23 protein-coding genes and 1 pseudogene are annotated in these 24,124 nt (G+C 45.3%); 14 read left to right on the forward strand and 10 right to left on the reverse strand.

Annotation, left to right across the window (positions count from 1 at the left end; genetic code table 11):
• Nucleotides 1–47 precede the first annotated feature (47 nt).
• The 6 genes from HMPREF3047_RS10365 to HMPREF3047_RS10385 form a co-directional block, all read right to left on the reverse strand.
• Nucleotides 48–1,349, reverse strand: a complete 1,302-nt coding sequence (locus tag HMPREF3047_RS10365; protein WP_070646004.1) for a polyamine export protein PaeA — start codon at nucleotides 1,347–1,349, stop codon at nucleotides 48–50.
• A 182-nt stretch (nucleotides 1,350–1,531) separates the two neighbouring features.
• Nucleotides 1,532–1,948 (reverse strand): low molecular weight protein tyrosine phosphatase family protein, encoded by a 417-nt coding sequence (locus HMPREF3047_RS10370; protein ID WP_283127046.1) that lies wholly within the window; start codon nucleotides 1,946–1,948, stop codon nucleotides 1,532–1,534.
• On the reverse strand, nucleotides 1,929–2,144 hold the full coding sequence (locus HMPREF3047_RS10375) for a hypothetical protein (protein WP_003679777.1): 216 nt from the start codon (nucleotides 2,142–2,144) through the stop codon (nucleotides 1,929–1,931). The genes HMPREF3047_RS10370 and HMPREF3047_RS10375 overlap by 20 nt, the downstream gene beginning before the upstream one ends.
• Nucleotides 2,145–2,331: 187 nt before the next feature.
• Nucleotides 2,332–3,639, reverse strand: coding sequence for a replication-associated recombination protein A (locus HMPREF3047_RS10380; protein WP_070714033.1), 1,308 nt, complete (start codon nucleotides 3,637–3,639; stop codon nucleotides 2,332–2,334).
• Nucleotides 3,640–3,677: 38 nt separating this feature from the next.
• Entirely contained in the window at nucleotides 3,678–3,851 is a 174-nt protein-coding gene (locus tag HMPREF3047_RS11450) for a hypothetical protein (RefSeq protein ID WP_168165910.1), read from the reverse strand.
• 14 nt (nucleotides 3,852–3,865) lie between these two features.
• Nucleotides 3,866–5,221 carry a hypothetical protein gene (locus HMPREF3047_RS10385; RefSeq protein WP_070714036.1) on the reverse strand — a complete coding sequence of 452 codons (1,356 nt, stop codon included), beginning with the start codon at nucleotides 5,219–5,221 and terminating at the stop codon, nucleotides 3,866–3,868.
• 141 nt (nucleotides 5,222–5,362) lie between these two features.
• On the opposite strand from HMPREF3047_RS10385, the gene HMPREF3047_RS10390 reads away from it, so the two are divergent.
• From HMPREF3047_RS10390 to hemE, 8 genes and pseudogenes are all read left to right on the forward strand, one after another.
• The gene (locus HMPREF3047_RS10390; RefSeq protein WP_070585636.1) at nucleotides 5,363–5,740 is read left to right on the forward strand and encodes a hypothetical protein; all 378 of its coding nucleotides are present in this window, start codon (nucleotides 5,363–5,365) and stop codon (nucleotides 5,738–5,740) included.
• A 143-nt stretch (nucleotides 5,741–5,883) separates the two neighbouring features.
• A complete protein-coding gene (thrC, locus tag HMPREF3047_RS10395; RefSeq protein WP_070585634.1) occupies nucleotides 5,884–7,293 on the forward strand; it encodes a threonine synthase in 1,410 nt (469 codons plus the stop codon).
• A 229-nt stretch (nucleotides 7,294–7,522) separates the two neighbouring features.
• On the forward strand, nucleotides 7,523–9,289 hold the full coding sequence (gene msbA, locus HMPREF3047_RS10400; protein ID WP_070714041.1) for a lipid A export permease/ATP-binding protein MsbA: 1,767 nt from the start codon (nucleotides 7,523–7,525) through the stop codon (nucleotides 9,287–9,289).
• Nucleotides 9,290–9,374: 85 nt separating this feature from the next.
• Nucleotides 9,375–10,151: a ferredoxin--NADP reductase gene (locus HMPREF3047_RS10405; protein WP_070714043.1), complete on the forward strand. Its 777-nt coding sequence runs from the start codon at nucleotides 9,375–9,377 to the stop codon at nucleotides 10,149–10,151.
• A 71-nt stretch (nucleotides 10,152–10,222) separates the two neighbouring features.
• Nucleotides 10,223–10,924 (forward strand): annotated as a pseudogene (locus HMPREF3047_RS11630) (uroporphyrinogen-III synthase); the annotation flags it as partial.
• A gap of 150 nt (nucleotides 10,925–11,074) precedes the next feature.
• Nucleotides 11,075–12,346 (forward strand): uroporphyrinogen-III C-methyltransferase, encoded by a 1,272-nt coding sequence (locus HMPREF3047_RS11635; protein WP_283127048.1) that lies wholly within the window; start codon nucleotides 11,075–11,077, stop codon nucleotides 12,344–12,346.
• A complete protein-coding gene (locus HMPREF3047_RS10415) occupies nucleotides 12,343–13,566 on the forward strand; it encodes a heme biosynthesis protein HemY (RefSeq protein ID WP_070714050.1) in 1,224 nt (407 codons plus the stop codon). The genes HMPREF3047_RS11635 and HMPREF3047_RS10415 overlap by 4 nt, the downstream gene beginning before the upstream one ends.
• A gap of 135 nt (nucleotides 13,567–13,701) precedes the next feature.
• The gene (gene hemE, locus HMPREF3047_RS10420; protein WP_070585626.1) at nucleotides 13,702–14,763 is read left to right on the forward strand and encodes a uroporphyrinogen decarboxylase; all 1,062 of its coding nucleotides are present in this window, start codon (nucleotides 13,702–13,704) and stop codon (nucleotides 14,761–14,763) included.
• Nucleotides 14,764–15,035: 272 nt separating this feature from the next.
• On the opposite strand, the gene HMPREF3047_RS10425 is transcribed toward hemE, so the two are convergent.
• Together HMPREF3047_RS10425 and HMPREF3047_RS10430 are read right to left on the reverse strand one after the other, a co-directional pair.
• Nucleotides 15,036–15,554: a hypothetical protein gene (locus tag HMPREF3047_RS10425; RefSeq protein WP_070714052.1), complete on the reverse strand. Its 519-nt coding sequence runs from the start codon at nucleotides 15,552–15,554 to the stop codon at nucleotides 15,036–15,038.
• A gap of 397 nt (nucleotides 15,555–15,951) precedes the next feature.
• On the reverse strand, nucleotides 15,952–16,446 hold the full coding sequence (locus HMPREF3047_RS10430; RefSeq protein WP_070714059.1) for a hypothetical protein: 495 nt from the start codon (nucleotides 16,444–16,446) through the stop codon (nucleotides 15,952–15,954).
• Nucleotides 16,447–16,515: 69 nt separating this feature from the next.
• On the opposite strand from HMPREF3047_RS10430, the gene HMPREF3047_RS11685 reads away from it, so the two are divergent.
• The 6 genes from HMPREF3047_RS11685 to HMPREF3047_RS10455 all read left to right on the forward strand — a co-directional run bounded on the left by HMPREF3047_RS11685 (nucleotide 16,516) and on the right by HMPREF3047_RS10455 (nucleotide 22,415).
• Nucleotides 16,516–16,665: a hypothetical protein gene (locus tag HMPREF3047_RS11685; protein ID WP_349267146.1), complete on the forward strand. Its 150-nt coding sequence runs from the start codon at nucleotides 16,516–16,518 to the stop codon at nucleotides 16,663–16,665.
• A 267-nt stretch (nucleotides 16,666–16,932) separates the two neighbouring features.
• Nucleotides 16,933–18,426, forward strand: coding sequence for a cardiolipin synthase (gene cls / locus HMPREF3047_RS10435; RefSeq protein WP_070714063.1), 1,494 nt, complete (start codon nucleotides 16,933–16,935; stop codon nucleotides 18,424–18,426).
• A gap of 317 nt (nucleotides 18,427–18,743) precedes the next feature.
• Nucleotides 18,744–20,840 carry a TonB-dependent receptor plug domain-containing protein gene (locus HMPREF3047_RS10440; RefSeq protein ID WP_070714065.1) on the forward strand — a complete coding sequence of 699 codons (2,097 nt, stop codon included), beginning with the start codon at nucleotides 18,744–18,746 and terminating at the stop codon, nucleotides 20,838–20,840.
• 464 nt (nucleotides 20,841–21,304) lie between these two features.
• Nucleotides 21,305–21,499 (forward strand): YgaP family membrane protein, encoded by a 195-nt coding sequence (locus tag HMPREF3047_RS10445; RefSeq protein WP_003685761.1) that lies wholly within the window; start codon nucleotides 21,305–21,307, stop codon nucleotides 21,497–21,499.
• A 12-nt stretch (nucleotides 21,500–21,511) separates the two neighbouring features.
• Nucleotides 21,512–22,033: a rhodanese-like domain-containing protein gene (locus HMPREF3047_RS10450; protein ID WP_070714070.1), complete on the forward strand. Its 522-nt coding sequence runs from the start codon at nucleotides 21,512–21,514 to the stop codon at nucleotides 22,031–22,033.
• A 79-nt stretch (nucleotides 22,034–22,112) separates the two neighbouring features.
• On the forward strand, nucleotides 22,113–22,415 hold the full coding sequence (locus tag HMPREF3047_RS10455; RefSeq protein WP_070714072.1) for an ArsR/SmtB family transcription factor: 303 nt from the start codon (nucleotides 22,113–22,115) through the stop codon (nucleotides 22,413–22,415).
• Nucleotides 22,416–22,505: 90 nt separating this feature from the next.
• On the opposite strand, the gene HMPREF3047_RS10460 is transcribed toward HMPREF3047_RS10455, so the two are convergent.
• Together HMPREF3047_RS10460 and HMPREF3047_RS11640 are read right to left on the reverse strand one after the other, a co-directional pair.
• Nucleotides 22,506–22,847, reverse strand: coding sequence for a hypothetical protein (locus tag HMPREF3047_RS10460; RefSeq protein ID WP_070714076.1), 342 nt, complete (start codon nucleotides 22,845–22,847; stop codon nucleotides 22,506–22,508).
• 218 nt (nucleotides 22,848–23,065) lie between these two features.
• Complete coding sequence (locus HMPREF3047_RS11640) at nucleotides 23,066–24,046, reverse strand: hypothetical protein (protein WP_249967798.1); 981 nt, start codon at nucleotides 24,044–24,046, stop codon at nucleotides 23,066–23,068.
• Nucleotides 24,047–24,124 lie beyond the last annotated feature (78 nt).

Here is a 24,124-nt window from a genome sequence, read left to right on the forward strand (position 1 = left end):
TTTTTATTCATTTTTTAATTTTCTTTTCAAGTATTCCCAGCGACTTGTTATATTTTCCCCACTATATTTCCTTGTTTGGAAACCAAAAGTTGGTCGATTTTCAAATTTTCGGTATCGATGATTTCAAACTTATAACCGGCATAAACCAGAAAATCCGTACGCTTCGGGATTTTGCGCAGGGAATACATCATAAAGCCGGCGATAGTTTCGTAGTTTTCCGAATTGGGAAACTCTTCAATATCCAATGCGCGCATAACATCGGTAAGCGGCGTGGCACCGTCCACCAACCATGTATCTTCGGTACGGCGGATGATTTGCGGCTCTTCTTCGGTATTGACCAGCTCGCCCATCACAATGCTCATCACATCTTTCAGCGTTACCACGCCGACCACCAGCGCGTATTCGTTCACCACTACAGCAAAGTCTTCACCGGAAGTCTTGAAGGTCTCCAATACATCATAAAGCGACAGCGTGTCGGGGATAAACAAGGCTTTGCGCAACACGCGCTTGTCGGTCAGACGGACATCTTTTTCTTTTAAAAACAAGGTCAGCAGCGTATGCGATTCGATATAGCCGATAACGCGTTCCAAATCGCCGTCACATACGAGGAATTTATTGTGCGGTTTGTCCGACATCATTTCCAACACGGTATCGCTATCATCGTGTTTATCGAAATAGGCGATGTATTCACGCGTGCTCATGGTGGAAGTGACCGTGCGCTCCTGCATATCGAAAATGTTTTCAATCAGATAGTGTTCTTGTTCTTTCAATACACCAGCCTGCGCGCCTGCATCAACAACGGCATAAATATCTTCCGAAGTCAGCTGCTCCTGACGGACGGTTGAGATTTTGAAGAGTTTGAATATTGCGTTTGCCAATCCGTCAAAAACCCAGACAAGGGGCTTTAAGATAAAAATCAAAAACATCATCGGACGGACAATGCGTACCGCCACCGCTTCGGGATGGGTCATTGCCATACGCTTGGGCATCAGGTCGGCAATTAAAATAAAGCTGCCTGTAACCAGCGAGAAAGTCAGCAAAGAGGCAACTGTGCTGCCCCAACTGCCTGCATTCTCCAATAGTTTGCCAAAATAAGGACGTATTGCCGCCTCGCCAACGATACCGGCAAGAATGGCGACGGCGTTCAAACCGATTTGGACGACAGTAATAAAACTGCCTGGCTGCTGCTGCATATTGATTACGTCAAGCGCGCGCGTATCGCCGCCGTCTTTCGCCATGACCTGCAATTTGATTTTGCGTGCCGAAGCAAGCGCTAGTTCGGAACAGGACACAAACGCGCTAATGACAATCAGCAGGCACAATAATAGTAAGGCTTCAAAAATATTCATGAAAAAGTGTGTGTATGGTATAGGTTAAAAATATTCAAACAGCAAAGGCCATCTGAAAAATTCAATTTGATTTTAGATTTGCGTTTTATTTGTCAGTGATGCGTGAAGTAAATGATGTTTTGGAATAAATTTTACTTAGAAGTAAGTCATATTTTTTTCAGATAATCTTGAGGAAAACCTCATTATCTAGACAGATAAGGCACGACACTTTCCTTCAATATTTCTATCAACTCTTCATCCATGTATCTGTAATCATCAGGAATATCTAAAACAATCATTTCCTTATATTGCAAAGCACGGGGAAACTGTGCCAGCAGACGGCTCTTATGTTTTTGTTCCATTACGAAAATCTTATCCGCCCATGCAATATCATCTATGGAAACAGTATGCCGCGCATTGGGGCTGGTCCCTGCAGAACGTGCCTGTACATTTGGATAACGTCGAAATACGGTTTCAGCGGTAGGACTGCGCCATTGGTTACGACTACAAATAAAAAGTGCATTCATAAAAATTAAAAAAGGCGGAAAGTATCCGCCTTGTGAAAACCATCTCGATTGAATCGAAAATGTATCTTTTGAGTTAGTCAAACCATTCAGCATCAAATTCATGCTGTCTGAACGGATAAATAAAACCCAGTTTTTGTGCACGTTTGATTTTATTGCTGCGGAGATATATCAAATCCCACTTTTTTTCAGGTTTATATTTCAAAGGATTTTTGCCATGTACACGATGACTGGGGCGTTGCTCTTGATGTCGTCGCCATGCACGGCTACGACTTTGATCTAAATTGTCCATTATCTGCTTTCTAATTTTGTTTCGGAAATCGGGTTCAGCAGCCGCGATTTTTTATGTATTCGATTATTCGGCAAGAAAATAGGATGACAAAATTATAGCGAAATTAAAGATATAATGCCAATATTAAACCATCTATTAGGCTCAAAATAACCAAAGGCCGTCTGAAACTTGAGACACATTTATTGTTTTAATCATCCAACGCTTCTTCATCCAAGGATTTCAACCATTTCAGCTTTTCGCCGATTTTGATTTCCAATCCGCGTGGAACGGGTTGGTAGAAGTCTGGTTCGTCCAAGCCGTCGGGCATATAGCTTTCGCCGGCGGCGTAGGCGTTAGGCTCATCATGGGCGTAGCGGTATTCGCGTCCGTAACCCAATTCTTTCATCAACTTGGTCGGGGCGTTGCGCAGGTGGACAGGCACTTCGTCGCTGGCGTTTTCTTTGACGAAGCGGCGCATTTGGTTGTATGCCTTGTAGCCCGCGTTGGATTTTGCGGCGGCGGCAAGGTAAAGCACGGCTTGCGCCAAAGCAAGCTCCCCTTCCGGCGAGCCTAAGCGCTCATAAGTAGTGGCGGCATCATTGGCAATCGTTAAAGCACGCGGATCGGCCAAGCCGATGTCTTCCCATGCCATGCGGACAATGCGGCGGGCGAGATAGCGCGGGTCGGTGCCGCCGTCGAGCATACGGCAAAACCAATACAATGCCGCATTGGGATGCGAACCGCGCACGGATTTGTGCAGCGCGGAAATCTGATTGTAGAAACTCTCGCCACCCTTATCAAAACGGCGGATTTGCGCACCCAAACTATCAGCAAGGAATTCGGCGGTTAAGTTTTTCAGACGACGTGTATCGGCGGCGCGTAAAAGTTGTTCCAATAAGTTCAACAATCTGCGCGCATCGCCGTCGGCGGTATTGACGAGCAGCTCTTGCGCATCGGCTTCAATCGTAAAATCCCGGTATTCGGGCAACGCCAACACTTTGGCAATCAGTTTCTTGAGGTCGTCTGAAGACAAGGATTGTAAAACATACACCTGCGCGCGGCTCAACAGCGCGGGATTGACTTCAAACGACGGATTTTCCGTCGTCGCGCCGATAAAGGTCAGCAAACCGCTTTCGACATGCGGCAAAAACGCGTCCTGCTGCGCCTTGTTGAAGCGGTGGACCTCATCGACAAACAAAATCGTCGCGCGTCCCTGCTGCAAAGCAATTTCGGCTTTATCGATTGCTTCGCGTATGTCCTTCACGCCGGAAAACACGGCGGAAACAGGCAGAAACTGGGCATTGAAACTCTGCGCCAAAATCCGCGCCAACGTCGTCTTGCCCACGCCCGGCGGCCCCCACAGCAACATAGAATGCGGCTTCCCACCTTCCACCGCCACGCGCAGCGGCTTGCCTTCGCCGATTAAATGCTGCTGCCCGATAACATCATCAAGCGTATGCGGGCGCAGGCGTTCGGCAAGCGGCGCATCGGGTTGGCGGGTAAAGAGGTCGGACATGGCGGTTTCCGTGAAAGAGGATTTTCAGACGACGTGGATTATAGCAGGTCGTCTGAAAACAGACGGATGGCAAAGGGAACAATAAAGACAGGATACATCACAACCGTCATTCCCGCGTAGGCGGGAATCCGTTTGTGAATTTCAGTTGATTGATTTTTATGGCTTTGCTTTTCGTCAAAGATGGATTCCCGCCTGCGCAGGAATGACGGCATGGATTTTCCATAACTTACTGGCAGATTTTTTTGTCTGTGTATCCTATATCAGGATGACCATCCTTGTTTTTTGGCGAATCATGATTACAGCTGCCGTAATTAATCTGGATTGACATATTTTTTGCATTGGATTGTATCGGCAGGACAGGTCGGATATTGTAATTATTCAAGCCGGCATTGGATTGAGCATTAAGGTCATTTTTAAATCTAACGTCCGTATTAATATCAATTGCAGGATCGTCATGAGCGGTATTCTCAGGATTACCGTCGTCAATGCCATCAGTATTGGTACTGATATAACTTTCCGGCATGATTTGCAAGGCTTTTCCGCTGATGACGATACATTCCTTACCTAATTTTTCCTTTTCTTCTTCGTTTCTTATGATGTTGTAAACAGTTGGCGGACAGAAAACTTTAGTATCGCCTAAATTCCAAGCCATATAGCCGAATAGGGCATTATTGCGTGTTTCTGGAGAACAGGTAATTCCTTTTTCTGCTTTTTCTTTTTCTGAAAGAATAGAACATTTGAATTTTTGTTTTAATTTGAGTAAGTCATTTTTATCAATGCCGTTGGCTTCTTGAGAGCCGTTGTTTTGTTGGAAGTTGTTGTGCAGTAAATACCATGAGGAATCTGAGTGAAACTCAACATAATGTATAGGGTATAAAACTTTTGCTTTTTCGCTATGAAACATAAGGATAAGAATGATAAATGCGTTAATAGGGAGATATACAATAAAAAAATTTTTTTTAAATATTTTACTAGATAAATAAGCTATAAGACTAAATACAAACGCAACAAAACAGAAAACTACGAAGTTCGAAAATGAAAAAGATATTATATCTAAGAATATTGAAATTAGATATATTATTACATAAAGTAAAATGATAATAAAAATTCCATCTAGTTTAAATAATGGAATATTTTTAATACCTTCCGAATTTGCTAAACAAAATATAAAGTAAAGCAATACATAAAATATAAGGAAAATTATTCCAAAAGAAATAGATATTGTTAATAAATTTGCTGCACTCGCTATTACATCAGGGAAAATGCTTAATTGACCTATATTAAGAAGATAAGAATATATAGTAATTCCACCAATAAATATTCCAAATATTGCCGAAATACCTAATATTTTGCTGGTGACTTCCAAAACGTCAGTCAGTTTTATTTGCTCTTTTGGTTGCACAACCGTATCAGCTTGTTTCATTTCTGCCTGTTTTGCAGCCTCATCGTTTTTTGCGGCATTTTCTTCTGATTCAGGCTGTTTATTTTCAGCGGTATGCTCTGAGTGCTCTTGAATGCCTTTGTCAGCCGTTTTCTCTTGATTCTCTTTAGGGTTTTGCGTGTTTTCGTTTGAGTTAGCCATTGATCAATCCTCTATTTTCCCAAAAAAACGGATTATACCCGACTTTCCCCAATCCCCCATCTCACACTGCTTACGGTATAATACGCGTTTGTTTAAAGACTTTGCGGGGCGTTTCAGACGACCTTGCGGCAAGAGATGGCTATGAATATAAAAAAGATTGTTGCCGTTGCTTCTGTGGCGGTGTTGTTAGGCGGTTGCGCTTATGATTCTGATTCGGCGTTCGGCGGTTTGGGCGGCGGTACGGGGATTGGCGGCAGCGTGGTGAAAATGGCGGTCGATCATCAATGCCGTTCGGAGTTGAACAAGCGCAATGAGTGGCGTTTGGTCGCGCTGACGATGAGTGCGGACAAACAGCGCGAGTGGGAAGATAAAATCTGCGGCTGCGCGAGCGAGGAGGCGCCGAATCAGGTGTCCGCGCAAGAGTTGATGGATGTTTTGAATCCTTCTTCGCGCGATCGGGCGATTGCGTCGGTAACGGTGAAAACCGTCAATGCTTGTTTCAAGCGTCTGTATAGATAATGTTTTTCAGACGACCTCTGTGTATCGGGGTTGTCTGAAAGTTTATAGTGGATTAAGGTCGAGATAGGGCAGCTTGCAGGATGGTTCGCAGGCGGATTTTCTGTTTTGACCGGCAATATTTTTGTTTTTATAGAGAAGAAATCATGAAATATATCAGCACCCGCGGTGCAACCGCACGCAAGCAATTCAGCGAAGTTTTATTGATGGGTTTGGCTCCTGACGGCGGTTTGATGCTGCCTGAGCAATACCCTCAGATCGACCGTGCTACCTTAGACCAATGGCGCACACTCAGCTATCCTGAGCTGGCGTTTGAAGTCATGAGCCTGTTTGCCACCGACATCCCTGCTGATGATTTACGCGACATCATCAACCGCACCTACACCGAAGAAGTATTCGGTACCAAAGCCATTACTCCGGTGCGTACACTTTCAGACGGCATCAAAATCCAAGCCCTCTCCAACGGCCCGACTTTGGCATTCAAAGACATGGCCATGCAATTCTTGGGCAATGCGTTTGAATATGTATTGAACAAAGAAGGCAAAGAACTCAATATCTTAGGTGCCACCAGCGGCGACACCGGCTCTGCCGCCGAATATGCCCTGCGCGGTAAAAAAGGGGTCAACGTCTTCATGCTGTCGCCGGAAGGCAAAATGAGCGCATTCCAACGCGCGCAAATGTTCAGCCTGCAAGATGCCAACATCCACAACATCGCTGTTGAAGGTATGTTTGACGACTGCCAAGACATCGTCAAAGCCGTACAAAACGATGCCGAATTCAAAGCCAAATACCACATCGGCACAGTCAACTCTATTAACTGGGGCCGTATCGTCGCCCAAGTCGTGTACTACTTTGCCGGTTATTTCAATGCCACTTCGAGCAATGACGAAAAAGTCAGCTTCTGTGTACCAAGCGGCAACTTTGGCAATGTCTGCGCCGGCCATATCGCCCGTCAAATGGGCCTGCCTATCCATCGCTTGATTGTTGCCACCAATGAAAACGATGTATTGGACGAATTTTTCAAAACCGGCGCATACCGCCCGCGCAACAGCGAACACACCCACGTCACATCCAGCCCGTCCATGGATATTTCCAAAGCCTCCAACTTCGAGCGTTTTGTGTTTGACCTGATGGACCGCGATGCAGATGAAATCAAAACCTTATGGGCTGAAGTAGGCTCCGGCAAAGGTTTCAATTTGGAATTTGTGTTAAACAAAGTACATCAACAATATGGCTTTGTTTCCGGCAAATCAACCCATGCCAATCGCCTTGCCACCATCAAACAGGTTTACGAACAAGACCGTGAATTGATTGATCCTCATACTGCTGATGGCGTCAAAGTAGCGCGTGAAGTTCGCGAAGCCGGCGAAACCATCGTCTGCCTCGAAACCGCACTGGCTGCCAAATTTGAAGCCACCATCCATGAGGCTGTCGGCGAAGTTTCCATTCCCCGCCCTGCCGCATTGGAAGGCTTGGAAAACCTGCCGCAACGGGTCCGTGTTGTCCCTAATAACGCAACGACAGTAAAAGACATCATTAAGGAAGCTTTGGCTTAACAGGTTGTCTTTGACGACTGAAGAGGCCGTCTGAAACTTTTTTCAGACGGCCGTGACTGATGCTTGAGAAGTGGACAACGTTATTGCCAATCCAACCGCATCACTGTCGTTCTCATTATAAAATCAAGGCGTTAAAACAATACCAACTCCTTTTGACTTTCAATTGCAAACATTGTAATGACAGATATTTTCGTTTAGAATTGCATGTTTGCTCTAAATCTGGATTGATATGCAGACAACACAAGCCACATCCAACTGGGAGCTGTACAAGCGTTTGCTTGGATATTTAAAAAGCTATTGGAAGATGTTTATCGTCTCCGTAGTGGCCATGCTGATTGTCGCCGGTACGATGCCGGCTTTCGGTTACTTGCTCAAACCTTTGATTAATGAAGGTTTTGTCGATAAAAACATGAAAAGCATGTCATGGTTGCCGCTGGCAATTGTGGCGCTGTTTTTCATTCGCGGCCTGTTCAACTTCATCAACGAATATTGCACGACGTATCTGTCCAGCCACTTGGTGCAGCGCTTGCGCGGTGAAATGTTCAACAAAATGATGCACCTGCCGACTTCGTATTTCAGCAGCAATACCGGCGGCCGTTTGATGTCTCGTATCTTGAACGACGTCAATCAAATTACCGATGCAGGGTTTAACGTCATTACCGTGATTGCCAAAGACGGCGTGAGCGTAGTCGGCCTATTGGGCTTGCTGACTTATCTGAACTGGCGTTTGACCCTGATTACTTTTATCATCTTGCCGGTTGTTGCTGTATGTATCCAAACAGTCAGCAAACGCCTGCGCAAACTGTCTGCCAACAACCAAATTTATCTTGGCCAGCTGATGCAGGTCTTGGGCGAAAGCATCAACGGTGAACGCGTTGTAAAAATCTACGGCGGTCAAGATTATGAAAACCGCCGCTTCAACCGTATTGCCGACGATGTGCGCCGCAACCTGCTCAAACAGGTTTCCGCCAGCTCTGCCGGTACCGGCATTACGCAATTAATGGCTTCGGTTGCACTGGCTGCGATTATTTACGCAGCCGCACGCCAAGCCGGACTTTCCGGCTTTAGCGCAGGCGATTTTATGTCGTTTTTGTCCAGCATGATCATGATGTTTGACCCCATCAAACGCATGACCGGCGTGATGCAGTCACTGCAACGCGGTTTGGCGGCGGCAGAAAGTGTCTTTACCTTTTTGGATCAACCCGAAGAAAGCAACGAAGGCAAACAGATCCTCAGCCGAAACCCTGGCGATATCGAATTTTGCGATGTTGTACACCGCTATCCTGAAGCCGAACGCAACAGCTTAAACCACATCAACCTGCTTGTACCGCAAGGCAAAGTTACCGCATTGGTTGGCGCATCAGGCTGCGGCAAAACCACCTTGGCCAATATGTTGCCGCGCTTCCTTAATCCGGATGAAGGTAAGGTTTTGATTGGCGGCGTCAACATCAATGAATATACACTCGAAAGCTTGCGCAGCCGTATGGCATTCGTCGGCCAAAACGTTGTCCTGTTTAATGGTACGATTGCTGAAAACATTGCCTATGCTCAAGCTGACAAATTCAGTGAAGAAGAAATTATCAATGCTGCAAAAGCCGCGAATGCTTGGGAATTTATCCAAAAAATGCCACAAGGCTTGCACACTGAAGTTGGCGAAAACGGTTTAAAACTGTCCGGCGGCCAACGTCAACGCCTCGCCATTGCGCGTGCGCTTTTGAAAAATGCGCCGATTTTGATTTTGGACGAAGCCACCAGTGCATTGGATAATGAATCCGAACGTTTGGTACAAACTGCATTGGAAAACCTGATGCAAAACCGTACCACATTGGTGATTGCCCACCGACTTTCGACCATCGAAAAAGCCGACAACATCGTTGTCATGCACGAAGGCAATGTCGTCGAACAAGGCACTCATCATGAATTGATCAACGCAGGTGGACGCTATTCCGACCTGCACAGCCTCAGCGAAAAATCAGCCAAACCGGCAAGCAAGTAGCTGAACACCATATTCCATTCTTTTTATTAACCTTGGCCGCCCCGACCTATCCTTTTCAGACGGCCTTATCCGACAGGAAATATCAATGGCAGCATTCAACACCCAGAAAGTCTTGTCCGTACACCACTGGACCGACGCTTACTTCACTTTCACCTGCACCCGTGACGAATCTTTGCGCTTTGAAAACGGCCAATTCGTCATGGTCGGCCTGATGGTAGACGGCAAACCACTGATGCGCGCATACAGCGTGGCTTCCGCCAACTGGGAAGAGCATCTGGAATTTTTCAGTATCAAAGTACAAGACGGCCCATTGACCAGCCGCCTACAACACCTTAAAGTCGGCGACGATGTCCTTATCAGTAAAAAACCGACCGGTACATTGGTTGCCGGCGACCTGAATCCGGGCAAACACCTCTACCTCTTGAGCACCGGTACCGGCATCGCCCCTTTCTTGAGCATTACCAAAGACCCTGAAATTTACGAGCAATTCGAAAAAATCATCTTGATTCACGGCGTACGCTACAAAAAAGACTTGGCATACTACGACCGCTTCACCAAAGAATTGCCCGAACACGAATACTTGGGCGACTTGGTTAAAGAAAAACTGATTTACTACCCAATCGTTTCACGCGAAGAATATGTACATCAAGGCCGTCTGACCGATTTGATGCGCAGCGGCAAACTCTTCGAAGACATCGGCCTGCCTAAAATCAATCCGCAAGACGACCGCGCCATGCTGTGCGGCAGCCCTGCCATGTTGAAAGACACCTGCAGCGTCTTGGACGAATTCGGCCTGACCGTTTCTCCGAAAACCGGCGTTCGCGGTGACTACCTGATTGAGCGCGCATTCGTCGATCAATAACGTACGTCAGCAACAGGCCGTCTGAAACCCTTCTTTCAGACGGCCTAAACCTTAATAATTTATCCTACATTATGCCTACTCTACTCATCATCCGTCCGTCCAACCGTCCACAGCAAGATATCCAAACCTGCCATGCAGCCGGTTGGCAGGCTCAGGTATTGAGTCCGATTGAAATAGAGGCAGACCGTTCGGCACTAAACAAACTTCCCGAACAATTCAAGCAAGCCGATGTGGTGTTTTGGGTCAGCCCGACCACTATTGAAACTGCAGTACCGTATCTGACCTTTTCAGACGGCCCTAAAGTACACATTACCGTCGGCCAAACCAGCCAACATACTTTGGCGCAATTCTCCCCCTATCCCGTATTCTCTCCCGAAGATGGCAACGACAGCGAAGCCGTCTTGAGAATGCCTATTTGGAAAAACCTGCCACCCAATGCCCGAGTTTTAATCATTCGGGGTCATGGCGGCCGTGATTTTCTAGCAGACAAACTGACCGAACTGTGTTTCCAAATCGACATCGCCGAAATCTATTTCAGACGGCCACACGTCATCGATTGGCAGGACTTTAAAACTGAAGACATCGCCGCCGCCTACGTTACATCTGGCGAGCTCGCGCGCGAATTTTTCCATCAGATTCCGCCGCAATTTTCCCGATTCTTCGAATCCTTGCTATACTTTACCCACCATCCGCGCATTGCCGATGCGCTTCGCATCGTCGGTGCCAAACATGTTGAAACCGTCACTTCTTTATCCGCTGCACTTTCATCCATACCACAAAGGAGCCAAGCAGTGAACCCAGTCGAAGACAATAAAGATACCCAACAAGTTGCCAATACGGCAACTACGGCGCCTGAACGTTCTGAAAACACCAGGCCGTCTGAACAAATCAAACCTACCCAACCTCAGCAAGTGGAGGCGAGCATGCCCGAGTCCAACAATCTCCCACAAAACAACGCCCCTGTTATCATCAAACAATCTGGCGGCAAAGCCTTGGCCGCAGGTGCGATCGTCTTGGCACTGCTTGGCCTAGGCGCGAGCGGATTCCTGTTTGTACAGGGTCAAAATGTTTTAAAAAACCAAGAGCTCGAATTCAACCAAAAAATCGACAAAGCTGCGTTAGGCGAATCTGAAAACGCCAGCCTTTTAAAAGACAACCTCAACCGCCAAACCGCTATTCAGGCCGAGTTAGACAGCCTGAACAACGGTCAAAAAAACAATAGCGATCAAATTCTACAAACTCAGAAAGCTTATCAAGAGCTGCTCAAAGGCCGTATCAACTGGCTGGTCGACGAAGCCGAATCGATGTTGAACACTGCTTCGCAACAATTGATGCTGTCAGGCAACCTTCAAGGCGCGGTCAGCGTATTGGAACACATCGACAGCCGCTTAAGCCGTTTTGAACAGCCTGAGCTTATCCCCATCAAGCAAGCCATCAGCAATGATTTGGCCGCGCTGAAAAACCGTCCTTATGTCGATATTTCCGTTACTGCCTTGCGTATCGACCGTTTGGAAACCGGTATTTCCGGACTGCCTTTAGTCTTGGACGGCGTATTAAAACCGGGTGCCGCACCTGTCGAAGCCGCTAATTCAGGCACTTGGTGGGAAAACACATGGGAAAAATCCCTCAATGCCCTCAAAGGCTTGGTTGAAGTCCGTCATCTGGACAGCAACGACGCCATGTTGATTTCACCCGATCAAACCTACTTCATCCGTGAAAACCTGCGCCTGCGCCTTTTGGATGCGCGCATTGCCCTGTTGCAACACAACGGCGAAGTGTATCAAAGCGATTTGAACAACGTTGAAGCAACTGTGAAGCAATACTTCGACAGCAAATCCCCTGCTACCCAGTCATGGCTGAAAGAGTTGGCCGAACTCAAAGCCCTTGATGTCCGCATGATTTCAGATGACAGCCTGAAAGCCAGCTTGAGCGCCGTTCGCGCTTATCAAGAAGGTTCGCGTACACAAATGACGACCGAAGAAGCTGCACAAACCCAAGCTACCGAGAAAACCGTTTCCGCTCCGGCTGCAACCACCGAGCAAGCCACAACTGCCGCACCGGCTGCCGCTTCCGCTCCTCAGTCTTTGGAAGCACCTGCATTGCCGTCTGAAAACAAAAAAGAACCGGCCGCCGAAGCTGCCAAACCACAAAACCAAACCAAGCCTGCTGCCAAAATTAAAGGAGAGCAAGCATGAAAACCGTCGTTTGGATTGTCATTCTGTTTGCCGCCGCCGTTGGTTTAGCGTTGGCTTCCGGCATTTATACCGGCAACGTGTACGTCGTGGTTGAGCAAACCATGCTGCGTATCAATCTGCATGCCTTTGTTTTAGGCCTGCTGTTGAGCGTATTCGTCTTGTATTTCCTGATTAAATTCGTGTTCGGCCTCTTGAACATTCCGGCGCGTATGCAACGCTTCGGTATTGCCCGCAAAGGTCGTCAGGCTTCTGCCTCTTTGAACAGCGCAGGTTTGGCATATTTTGAAGGCCGTTTTGAAAAAGCTGAGCAAGAAGCCGCCAAAGTCTTGCAAAATAAAGAAGCAGGCGACAACCGTACCCTGGCTTTGATGTTGGGCGCGCACGCGGCCGACCAAATGGAAAACTTCGAATTGCGCGACCGCTATCTGCACGAAATCGAACAGCTGCCACAAAAACAGCAGCTTTCCCGTCATCTTTTGCTGGCCGAATCTGCACTGAGCCGCCGCGATTATCCGACTGCCGCACAAAACCTTGAAGCCGCAGCAAAAATCAATAGCAACTTAAGCCGCCTAGTCCGCCTGCAATTACGTTATGCCTTTGATCATGGCGATGCTCCAGATGTCTTGGCAAAAGCGGAAAAACTGGTCAAAGCCGGCGCCATCAACGATTATGAAGCCGAACAGTATCAAAATTGGGCATATCGCCGCCTCTTAAGCGAAGCAACCGATGCAGGCAGCCTGAAAGCTTGTTTGAAACACATTCCTGAAAGCTTGAAATCAGGCGAATTGTGTGTCGCGATTGCCGAAAAATACGAGCGTTTGGGTTTGTATGCCGATGCAGTCAAATGGGTTAAAACCTATTATCCGCAAACCCGCCAGCCCGAGCTTTTGGAGGCATTTGTCGAATCCGTGCGTTTCCTAAGCGAGCGCGAGCAACAAAAAGCCATCGACTTGGCAGATTCTTGGTTGCAGGAACAACCCGACAATGCACCGCTGTTAATGTATCTTGGCCAACTGGCCTACGGCCGTAAACTTTGGGGCAAAGCCCAAGGCTACCTCGAAGCCAGCATCGCCCTGCAACCAAGCGTATCCGCACATTTAGTCCTAGCGCGCGTGTTTGATGAAACCGACCAACCGCAAAAAGCGCAAGAACAACGCAATCTGGTTTTGGAAAGCGTGGCCGAAGAAGAACATCCGGCAGCCCTTCCTCAACCAAATTGATGTGCTGATTTTGTATTAAGCGACAGTATGAAATCTACAACAGAACCAACCATTTAATCATTTCAGACGGCCTCAATACATATCTAAGGCCGTCTGAACTTTGTCCAACACACCAAATCAGAAAGCCTATTTATCATGACTGCTCTGAAAAACGACACTTTCCTCCGCGCCCTGCTTAAACAGCCTGTCGAATACACACCTATCTGGATGATGCGCCAAGCCGGACGCTATCTGCCTGAATACAAAGCCACGCGCGCACGCGCAGGTAGCTTTCTCGATTTGTGCAAAAACACCGAGCTGGCGACCGAAGTCACCATCCAGCCTTTAGAACGTTTTGATCTGGATGCGGCAATTCTGTTTTCCGATATTCTGACCGTTCCAGATGCCATGGGTTTAGGCCTGTATTTTGCCGAAGGTGAAGGCCCAAAATTTGAACGCGCTTTGCAACACGAAGCCGACATTGCAAAACTGCAAGTTCCCGACATGGAAAAACTGCAATACGTCTTTGATGCCGTGACTTCCATCCGTAAAGCACTGGACGGCCGAGTTCCGCTGATCGGCTTCTCCGGCAGCCCGTTCACACTCGCCTGCTACATGGTTGAAGGCGGCAGCAGCAAAGAATTCCGCACCATCAAAACCATGATGTATTCGCGCCCTGATTTGCTGCATAAAATCCTCGACACCAATGCTCAAGCCGTTACCGCTTATCTCAACGCCCAAATCGATGCCGGCGCACAAGCCGTACAAATTTTCGACACTTGGGGCGGCGTGTTGAGCGATGCAGCGTTTAAAGAGTTCAGCCTGAAGTACATCCGACAAATCGTTGCCGGACTCAAACGCGAAAGCGAAGGCCGCCGCGTGCCTGTTATCGTATTTGCGAAAGGCGGCGGCTTATGGCTGGAAAGCATGGCAGAAATCGGCGCAGACGCATTAGGCTTGGACTGGACCTGTAACATCGGCGAAGCCCGCCGTCGCGTCGGCGAACAAGTTGCCCTGCAAGGCAATTTTGATCCGTTCGCCCTCTTTGGCACACCGGAATCTATCCGCACCGAAGTCGCACGCATCCTTGCCGACTACGGCAACGGCAGCGGCCATGTATTCAACCTCGGACACGGCATCAACCAACACGCCAATCCGGAACACGCCAAAATCTTGGTCGATACCGTACACGAATTGTCCCGTCAGTATCACGCTTGATTGAGCGCGTAACGTAAAAGGCCGTCTGAAACCGTAGTTATTGTTTCAGACGGCCTCTTAGCTCAAACCTTGAGAACCGCATGCGTGCGTTCCGCACACATCCTACTTGTTGAGTTTAGATTTCATATGGGCTACGGCTTGCTCATGATTCATGGTTATTCTCCTTTTCTAGTTTGCAACAAGTTGAGGTTATCTAAAACAAGATTTAATTCAGTCATAAGCTTCTCATGATGAAAAATGTAAACATGGTTTTCTATAACTTATTCTATTAATTATGTATTCAATAAACTCAAATCATCATTTGTTGGAATGGTAAGGTGATTTTCATTATTTCTAAATTCCCCATTAACATATTCTGAGAATGCACATGTTTTGCAGCAATAAACTAATCTATTAGTCTCTATTTCCTTCCATAAATCAAAACCATAAGTGCCATGGCAAATATTACATTCCATATCTGGTTCTTGAATAATAAATAAATTCTCTAAAAAATTTTGTAGCGATTGATAAATATATGATTTATTTCTTTGCATGGAAATATCTATTTGCCGTTTAAGAGCTTTTAAATCGTAAAAACTAATTAGTGATTTTTTTATTGGATAATTAGGGATATCTAAAATTTCTATATTCATAAATTTAGAAATATTTGAACGGTGATCTAAAAATTCTTTCTCTAAACTAGGATAATCATGTAACCATTTAAGAATTAAAGTTGCGAGTAAGATATGATCTACATTATTACCTATACCCTCTATTTTTTCTTTTAAAGAAAGTATTATTTTTTTTTGCATAATTACTGCCCTTTCACTGGATATGTTGTGATTAAATTTCCCATTTCGTCAGTAAATATCTTAATATATCTAGTTGGTGTTCCTCCTTCCTTCAAACTAGTTATACCAATATTCTTACCAGTATCGACTACGCGGACAAACTGACCGCCAGGGATGGCTGTTACTGGAGAGGATATCGTATTTCTACTTTGTAAAATAACTTTTAATTCATTTGGAGTTATTGAAAAAATAGAACGGCTATTTTCAACTGACCTATAAAATGGCCGTCTATTAGAGTTAGCATAGGTAGTGTCGCCGCCGCTCAAGCCGATAAGTAAAGGTTGTCTGAAACAATTTTCTAGTTTTCAGCCAACCTACATTGCATAATGAGGAGAATATCTTAAATAACCAAGTATCCTCAATCATAATTTAGAGAAATTATTTTTTCAGAGTCTAACTCTGTTAATATAATTAACTTATTAACTTTATCTATTTCCCAATCTGATATTATATCGGTAGATACTGAATTTTCTCTTGTTAATTTTTTATCTGTAATAATTGCACCCAACTCATGAATAATACAAATTTTTTGATTCTCTAATAAATAAATATCAAAAAATATGCCATCTATATTTAGCATATTAACTCTTAAATTTTGTATAGAAATACAAAAAACAACTGAATCAAATCCAATAAAAATATTTTTATCACCAAATATTAATACTTTTGGGAGAATGCTTATACAGGAAATAGCCAACCCAATACCTATATTGAATTCTTTATGAAAAGAAAGAATAAAACATCGATAAATTTCCTTTCCTTCCTCTCTTAGAATAATATATTTTTGATAAGTATTTAGTAAATAGTCCTCTAACTCTCTTATGGAATTATAAGGATATTTCGTTAATTTCATTATTTGAGACCTTTACAAAATTCCCAAAAATCCCCTAAATTCCGACCCAAGACATTTAGGGGATTTCTCATGAGTACCTTCTTCCAACAAATCGCACAGGCCATGATTGCCAAACACATCGACCGTTTCCCACTATTGAAATTAGAGCAGGTCATTGATTGGCAGTTGACCAAGGCAGCAACTGCTTATTCAGTATACACGTTTCCGTTGCTATGTTAACCGTGTTGCACGAGCTGACAACTTTGGACTCTACAGCATTCTTTCCCCTCGTACTGATCGACCTGCCCACAGGTGCAGCATTGACTGTATTGTTTAGTGGTTTAACACCCCAAAACCGACGAAAAACAAGACCTAAAGGCCGTCTGAAAACAAAAACACGATAATCGTGTAAATTTGTTTTCAGACGGTTTTTCTATATACTTAATATCTGAAGCTTATCAGCTGACACCTTCAAACTTAAAAACACATCCACTCCTACTACCGAATATGAATTTTTTAAAAGACATCACCTGGACCGAAATTTTCATCTTCGCCCACACCTGCGCCGCACTCGTCTGTATGCTGCGCGTGTTGTACAAACAAAAAAACATCGGCTCAACCTTTGCCTGGCTGATTATCCTATTCCTTTTCCCCGTATTCGGAACCATCGCCTACATCCTTATCGGCGAGCCTCGTCTCGGCACGGCCCGCGCCAAACGTACCGGCGAAATGAACCGCTTCTACCGCAACTTTGCCGCCACCCATCTAGCCGATATCTATCTCGACATTGCCGACCAAGTCAAATCACGATACCACGGCATCAGTAAAGTTGCCGAAAAAGGAACGGGGCTGGGTGCAACCAAAGGCAACGCCATGAGCCTGCTCTCTACCACAGATGCCATCATCGACAGCATACTTGCAGACATACGCGCCGCAACCCATTCCTGCCTGCTGGCTTTTTACATTATCGAACCCAAAGGCCGCATCGAAGAAATTTTAAATGAAATTCTTGCTGCCGCAGATCGAGGCGTTGACTGTGCCATTCTGGCCGATGCCGTCGGCAGCAGGAGCTTTTTTGAAAGTGACTGGGTAGAGATACTGCGCCAAGCAGGCGTTGAAGTACATACCTCATTACCTGTCGGCATCTGGCGTACACTATTCACGCGCACCGATCTGCGCAACCACCGCAAAATCCTCGTTATCGACAGCAAAATCGGTTACACAGGCAGCTTCAACCTTGTCGACCCCCGCTATTTCAAACAAAACTCCGGCGTCGGAGAATGGGTAGATGTCATGATGCGCTGTACAGGGCCTATGGTTTTGGAACTATCTGCCGTCTTCTTCGCAGACCTCGCCGTCGAAACCGATGAAAACCTCCAAAACGTACAAACATACCTCAATCAAGCCCAGAGTCTGCTGCCCCAAATCCTTCCTGAAAAAATGCAACAAGGCGATATTGTTGCCCAAATCATTCCATCCGCCCCCGAGCAAGGCAGCTTCGTTATTTACGAAACCATCATCAGCGCCATCTATGCCGCCACCAAACAAATCACGATTACCACCCCCTACTTTGTCCCTGACGAGCCGCTTCTCATGGCGTTAACCGTTGCCGCCAAACGCGGCGTCAAAGTGACCCTGATACTGCCTGCCAAAGTCGATTCACTGATGGTGCGCTATGCCTCACGCGCCTACTACCCTATGTTGCTGGAAGCCGGTGTCAAAATCGCCATGTTTGAAGGCGGTCTTCTGCATGCCAAAACCATGACCATTGACGAAGACTACTCCCTCTTCGGCACGGTCAATATGGACATGCGCAGCTTCTTCCTCAACCTAGAAATCAGCCTTGCTATCTACGATCGCGATACCACTAAACAAATCTGCCACCTACAGCGCAGCTACCTTAAAAACAGCAGCTACATTGCCATCAAATCATGGCAACAACGCTCCAAACTCCGCGGCTTCGTGGAAAATGCCGTCCGTCTAATGAGCCCTTTGCTGTAAAAAATAAATATTTAGGCCGTCTGAAAAGTACTTTTCAGACGGCCTTTTAAATAAAACACTGATAGATAAAATTCTTTATTGACAGATATTCAAGCTATCCCTTCTCTCCCTCTCGGAAAAAGTAAGACTCAACCCATTTCCCAACCAAAGAATCTTTACTAAATTTAACTAAAATATAAACTAATTGATTTCTATAAAAATCCTATTAATTTGAGACTGGAATAAAACAGAATATATTTATTAATATCTATTAAGAATTTGATAATCATTATTATAACAATTAGAATAAACAGTCAATTTTTTACTTAGGAAAAATCATGAATAAGGTCTCCTCTCCTGTATTCCGCCTTAGTATCATTACACTCGCATTATCAACAAGCTTCGCTCATGCCGAAAATTTGCAACCCGCAGAAACTGCCGAGCTGAATGAAATTAAGGTCACCGGTACTGCCGTACCGACTCGTGTAACCCGCAACCAGCTCGACCGTGAAATTTCGACCGATTTAAAACAAGTCATGAAAGACCAAATCGGTATGGATGTCGGTGGCGGCAACGGCGTAGCACAGTTTTACAGCATCCGCGGCGTTGGTGAAGACAAAATTAACCTAGAAGTCGACAACACCAGCCAATCCACAAAAATCTTCCACCACCAAAGCCGCTTCCAGCTTGATCCTGCTTTGGTGAAAAGCATTAACGTCGAAAAAGGCACAGGCGCGGCGAGCGCGGGTTTGGGTGCGGTCGGCGGTACCATCCGCGTAATAACGGTTGACGCAAAAGACCTGCTGACAGACGGCAAACCTTTCGGTTTCAAACTCGGCGCGGGCTTGAGCAGCAATAAAGACTCAACCGGCAGCGCAGCGGTTTACGGCTATCAAAACGGCTTCGATGCCCTGTTTGCAGGCAACTTCCTCAACAACCGTGACTACAAGGACGGCAACGGCAATGTCAACCTCGGCAGTCGTCTGAAACAGCACAGCTACCTCGCCAAACTCGGCTACGACTTCAACGACGACCACGGCATCCGCCTGACCTACCGTCAGGAATACCAAAAAGGGAACCGCACCGACAAAGCCGAATTCCAAAACGTTGACAGCTACATCGGCGTGGACGGCACTTATCAAAAAGAGCAGACCTACAATCTGGAATACCGTGGCCGCAACGTCGGCTTTATCGACAAAATCGACGCCAACGTCTTCCAAATCAATACCGACGACACCAAACCGCCTAAAGGCGCTCCTTCTCCAAAAGCCCAAGCTTCCGGCACGGCGCAAGGCGGCGTTCCCATCGGTCAGCTTGAACTAAGCAAAATCAAAGCGACCGGCGCGAATCTGAACCTCGCCAGCTCCTTCGGCGACGGACACATGGTGAAATACGGCGTCAACTACCGCCACGAAACCTCCGAGCCTTCTGACAAAGGAGCATGGCTGAAAATTCTCGGCCTGTATGACCGCGACAAAGAGAAAAAGGCTGAATATGGCGTGTACGCGGAAGGCATTTGGAACCTGCACCCCGTTACCCTGACCACCGGCCTGCGTTACGACCATTTCAAATACAACGCCGCCAGCAAACAAAGCGCGTCGCACGGTCAGCTCAACCCCAGTATCAGCGCGATTTGGGACATCAACGACAATTTCTCCCTCTTGGCAAACCTCAATCAGGCAAGCCGTGCGCCCCGCCTGAACGAAGCCCTGTTGGCTAACGAACGTGCAGGCGCTGCCGCCGATTTGGACAGCAACCTCAAAGCTGAAACCGCCCGCCGTGCCGAATTGGGCTTCAAATGGCGCAACGACAACTTCAACGTCAGCGGCAGCGTGTTCCACCAACGCATCAAAGACCTCATCGTCTATCGTTGGGCAAAAATCAACAACAACACCGCCTCCATCACCGAACGCGGCAAGATTTACAACGGCGGCACGCTCAAAACCTACGGCTACGAACTTGACGCATCCTATCGCTGGGGCGGCCTGACCGCGCGCGCCGGCGTGTCCTACGTCAAACCCCGTCTGAACGGCGAAATGTACTACGGCGAAAGCCCGATTCAAGCAGAAGACCACGAAAGCTCGTTCACCTTCTGGAACACCGGCCGCCAATGGCTGACCGGACTGTCTTACCAGTTTGAAAATCCCAAACTCGAAATCGGCTGGCGCGGCCGCTACGCCCAAAGCGTGAAATACACCGACGTCGCCCGCGGACAAGGCACGATACACGGCAAGAAAGCCGGTTACGGCGTACACGACATCTACGCCAACTGGCAGCCGCTGAAAAAAGACAACCTGAACGTCAACTTCGCCGTCAACAACATCGGCAACAAGCAATACCGTTCGCACAGCCAACGCTTCCCCGACGGCAACGGACGCGTGCCCTTCTACGAACGCGGCCGCGAGTTTGCCTTGGGCGTGAACTATCGTTTCTGATGATACGAACGACGTTATAAAGAAACCAAAGGCCATCTGAAATTCAATTTTCAGACGGCCTTTTATAATTCGTAGACAATTTGATTTAAAAGTATTTCCTCTCCCTTGCTAGTTACACAACGGATTATCCAGTCTTCAAATCGTCTCCATTGGACTTCTTTTCCGAATCGGCCATGATTTGATTCCTTCTGAAAACTGACTACCAATTCTTCCAATATAAATAAAATATTATATAGATCATCTCCAGTGCCGTCTGAAAATATCAGGCTGTATTTTTACATTTAACCATGCCGTTGGAGATTGATTCTATTTGTGCGTTTAAAAAATACAATGCAAATATTCATTACACTTTTACTGTAAACCATTTGACAAAGTCATCTTTAAAGCTATAATATTTCTCATATATGATTTTTGTTATATATGTTTATTTATAGACAATCCATTCTGAAACAAGGAGCAATAAAATGAAACGAAACTTGGGTACTTTAGATCGCGTAATCCGTATTGTTATCGGTGTTGCGCTGATTGCTGCAGCCGCTACCGGACAAATTGGCTGGTGGGGTTGGCTGGGCATCATCCCCCTGGGTACAGCACTGATTGGCAACTGCGCGCTGTACAGCTTATTGGGCATCAACACCTGCCGCATCAACAAAAAATAACGAAGGCAAAACATGAGCACGGTCGGTCAACTCCCGCGAATCACGCCTTCCGAAGCAATGGCAAAAATCTGTGAGGGCGCGTTGGCAGTGGACATCCGAAGCCAAGCCGAATATCAGGGCGGGCATATTGTCGGTGCATTATCCCTTCCGCCTGAACAGCAGCGAGACAAACTGCCCGATGATGCAGCCCCATGCCTGATTTTTTATTGCCTGAGCGGTAAACGTACAACACGGGCAGAAACAATATTGCCAGCGCTTGGCCAAGGTCGAGAATGCTATATTCTAGAAGGCGGCTTACAGGCATGGAAAGCTGCAGGGCTTTCAATTGTTGCCGACCGTGCCGCACCGGATATCATGCGGCAGGTGCAAACCATAGCGGGCAGTTTGATTCTGTTGGGTGTGCTGGCAGGTTGGCTGGTATCGCCTTGGTTTTATCTGATAGACGTGATGGTCGGCGCAGGCCTATTAACGGCCGGACTAACCGGATTCTGCGGCATGGCACGCCTACTGGCCAAAATGCCATGGAACCATTAAGCAAAGGCCGTCTGAAAGTTGCTGCTGAGGCCATTATGACTGATAATTCGACCTCCTCATTTGCCGACAAGCGTGAAAAATGACCACTGCCGACAATCAACCGCCCTACGAAGAAGCCAGCGCTTTTCTCAAACTTCTGGCAAATCCCAACCGTCTCGCCGTATTGTGCAAACTACATGAAAAGCCGCACAATGTAACCGAGTTGGCTGAATCATCCGGACTGCCGCAAGCGGCAATGTCCAGCCAATTAGCCCTATTACGTGAAGCCGGTTTAGTATCGTTTGAAGTGAACCATCGGGAACGGCAATATTACATTGCCGATCCGAGGGTAACCGAGATGATACAGTTGCTGTATTCCTTTTTCTGCGCAAAAAAATCTTGAAATATTATCGAAATAGGATAGCCAAAAAATCTATCCATTTATAATTTTAAAGGCCGTCCGAATCTTTTTCAGACGGCCTTTATTGTATTTTTAGTCTTGCCATATAATCTCGTGTTTAGAACCATAAGTAATCTTCTTGATATTGTTTTCAAGAGCAATTTCTTTATCTAATGTTCCTGAGTATTCCGAACCTGCTAATTTTTGAAATAAAGTAATATTCAGCTCATCGTTGCGACTAGTTGTTTTGATATCTGAAATACCCATTGCACTATTGCCTAATAAGCCTGTCAAATGCACCTGCCTATTCCCCTTAGCTTCATTGACAGCAACTTTGAAATTCCAAATATCTTCCAACTTAATTTCATCATTAGAGAAAAAGCAACCGGATAATATCAAGCCTGTCACACCCAGCATCATTGCCCTCATTTTCATAATAATTCCCTGATCGATTTAGTAACCTTAGGTTTGATTTTCAAAACTGATAGTTTCAGTATTTTCAGACGGCCTTTATTTCATACTGTTTCTGTATTTTCACTTAAAATCCACATGCGTGCATACCGTACACACACTACCTAAAGGTTTTATGCATGCTACCGCATTCTTTGTTTGACGCTACTGAAGTAATTAATTTACATTATATGACTTACTAATTACTCACCATCACATTCATATATATCTGAAGATTTCGGATATATAACTTCTAATAAATTATAAATCGACTCAACCTCATTAATATATGATATATCAGAATTATAATGTTTAATACTCTCTCTTCTGGCTGCATATAGGCTGTGATTTTTATCTTGAGTATCATTATATTTATCTTTGTACACTTCGTTATATTTTTCAATTAAGATACATGCCCCTTTTTTTACGCTATCTTGATTAGATAAATATACGTCTGAAGTTACCTGCATAATGCCAGATGTTTTAATTCTACCAGTCCCAAAAAGTAATCTTTCCATAAACCTACATAATATATGTCTATTAAAGTCTTCATAAATTAAAATCGAATATATTAATGCTTTTTGTTTTTCAATAATGCTATTATCTATATCAGTCCCAATTGCTTCTTCAATAATAGAACCATATTTATGAGAAAAACGATCGTGCTTATGCTTTACATAATTTAATTTCCTATTATTATCCAAAGATGATATTGAAATATCTTTAATAACTTTATATATATAACCAATAATCGCAAACCACAATGCTGTTGTAATTTCTTGTTCCGTTGGCAAAGGGAAGTATCTTTTTTCAATAAAATTTTTATAAACAATGTATGAGATAAATATAGAAATAAAAGCTGTTAGAATATATTTTACCCAGTTTGTAATTTTTAATCTGCCTATGATTAAGATAAAAATAAATCTGATTAAGAAATAAAATATTGTTGTTATATAAATATTTTTTGTCAAATAAAAAAGATTTATTTTATCTAAAAAAACTGATACTACTAATATGAAAACAACAGGAGTAAAAGATCGATATAATATATTAAATATAGGTTGTTCTTCACTACTGTCAAATGACAATTGGTGATATCCAAATTTTATTGATCTCTTACCAAACCAATTTGATATAAAGAATAATAAAAAAGAAAATAATAAATTCAGTAGCAAATTATCCATGTTACGCCCCATATGCATAAATTATAATAAAATAATTAATAATATAGCCTTGTGCAGACTACTTTTTTGCTGTTTCAA

Source organism: Neisseria sp. HMSC075C10 (assembly GCF_001815615.1).
GTDB classification, from domain to species: Bacteria; Pseudomonadota; Gammaproteobacteria; order Burkholderiales; family Neisseriaceae; genus Neisseria; species Neisseria subflava_A.